Source organism: Pseudomonas sp. PS01299, from assembly GCF_029960145.1.
Taxonomy (GTDB): domain Bacteria; phylum Pseudomonadota; class Gammaproteobacteria; order Pseudomonadales; family Pseudomonadaceae; genus Aquipseudomonas; species Aquipseudomonas putida_A.
In genome coordinates, this window is record NZ_JASCPO010000454.1 from 1 (window position 1) to 1,965 (window position 1,965).

Below are 1,965 nucleotides of genomic sequence, written 5' to 3' on the forward strand. Positions count from 1 at the left end.
CGAAGGGGCCGTGTCAGTCACGATCATTGTTGGATGACCCACCGCTTTCGCGAGCAAGCCCGCTCCCACAGGGGAAGGTGTTGGTTCTCGAATATTCATTTCACGGCACCGAACGACAAGCCGCGCACCAGTTGCTTCTGGCTGATCCAGCCGAAGATCAGGATCGGCGCACAGGCCAGGGTCGAGACTGCCGACAACTTGGCCCAGAACAAGCCTTCAGGGCTTGAGTACGAGGCGATCAGCGCGGTCAGCGGCGCGGCTTTCGACGAGGTCAGATTCAGCGACCAGAACGCTTCGTTCCAGCACAGAATCAGCGACAGCAGCACGGTCGAGGCGAGGCCGCCCTTGGCGATCGGCAGCAGCACGCGGACCATTTCCTGCCACAGCGTGGCGCCGTCGAGGCGGGCGGCTTCGAGGATGTCTTTGGGGATGTCCTTGAAGTAGGTGTAAATCATCCAGACCACGATCGGCAGGTTGATCAGGGTGTAGATCACGATCAACGCGATGCGCGTGTCGAGCAGGCCGAAACTCTTGGCCAGCAGGTAGATCGGCATCAGCACGCCCACCGGCGGCAGCATCTTGGTCGAGAGCATCCACAGCAGCGTGCCCTTGGTGCGCTGGGTTTCGTAGAACGCCATCGAGTAAGCGGCAGGCACCGCGATCAGCAGGCACAGCGCCGTGGCACTGAAGGAAATCACCACCGAGTTCCAGGCGAAACTGAAGTAGTCGCTGCGCTCGTTGATGTGCAGGTAGTTCTCCAGCGTTGGCGTGAAGATGAACTGCGGCGGCGTGGCGAAGGCGTCGATTTCGGTTTTGAAACTGGTCATCACCATCCAGAAGATCGGGAAGAAAATCACGATCGCGATGGCCCAGGCCAGGGTGCCGAGCAGCAGGCTTTGCAGCCGGCGGGATTGTTGAAGAGTCATGGCGGGCCTCAGGCTTTGTCAGTCAGGTTTTTGCCGATCATCCGCACCAGAATGATCGCGGCGATGTTGGCGATGACCACGGCAATCAAGCCGCCCGCCGAGGCCATGCCGACGTCGAACTGCACCAGCGCCTGGTTGTAGATCAGGTAGGCGAGGTTGGTCGAGGCGTAGCCGGGGCCGCCGTTGGTGGTGGTGAAAATCTCGGCGAACACCGACAGCAGGAAGATCGTTTCGATCATCACCACCACCGCAATCGGCCGCGCCAGGTGCGGCAGGGTCAGGTGCCAGAAGATCGCGACGGGGCCGGCACCATCGAGACGCGCGGCTTCCTTCTGTTCCTGGTCGAGGGACTGCATGGCGGTCATCAGGATCAGGATCGCGAAGGGCAGCCATTGCCACGAAACAATGATGATGATCGACAGCAGCGGGTAATGCGCCAGCCAGTCCACCGGCTCGGCGCCGAACAGCCGCCAGACGTAGGCGAGGATTCCCGACACCGGATGGAAAATCAGGTTCTTCCAGATCAGCGCACCGACGGTGGGCATGATGAAGAACGGCGAGATCAGCATCACCCGCACGATGCCGCGTCCGAGAAATTCGCTGGCCTCAAGCAACGCGCTGATCAACACCCCGAACACCACACTGATCAGCAGCACGCTGCCCACCAGCAACAGGGTGTTGGTGGCGCCGGGCAGGAACCCGGAGTCGGTGAGGAAATAGCTGAAGTTCTCCAGCCCGACGAATTCGTTCACCCCCGGATCGAGCAGGTTGTAGCGAATCATCGAGAAGTAAATAGTCATGCCCAACGGCACGATCATCCACAGCAGCAACAGGGCCACCGAAGGGCTGACCAGAAACCAGCCGGGATTGCGTACGCGGACTTTGCGCTGGGGTTGCGACAAGTCGAGGTGGGCTTTGGCAGTTGAAGTATTCATGGTGATCACAACCGAGTCATACAGACCTATGGAGATCCCATGTGGGAGCGGGCTTGCTCGCGAAGGCGTCGTGTCAGTCAATACACATGACACTGACCCACCGC

Annotated in this window: 2 protein-coding genes; both read right to left on the bottom strand. The window is 60.3% G+C overall.

The window, feature by feature from the left end; translation table 11 throughout:
- Positions 1-95: 95 nt before the first annotated feature.
- On the bottom strand, positions 96-926 hold the full coding sequence (locus QMX91_RS30930) for a carbohydrate ABC transporter permease (RefSeq protein ID WP_003225143.1): 831 nt from the start codon (positions 924-926) through the stop codon (positions 96-98).
- 8 nt (positions 927-934) lie between these two features.
- Complete coding sequence (locus tag QMX91_RS30935; protein ID WP_096796586.1) at positions 935-1,861, bottom strand: sugar ABC transporter permease; 927 nt, start codon at positions 1,859-1,861, stop codon at positions 935-937.
- Between the last annotated feature and the right edge of the window lie 104 nt (positions 1,862-1,965).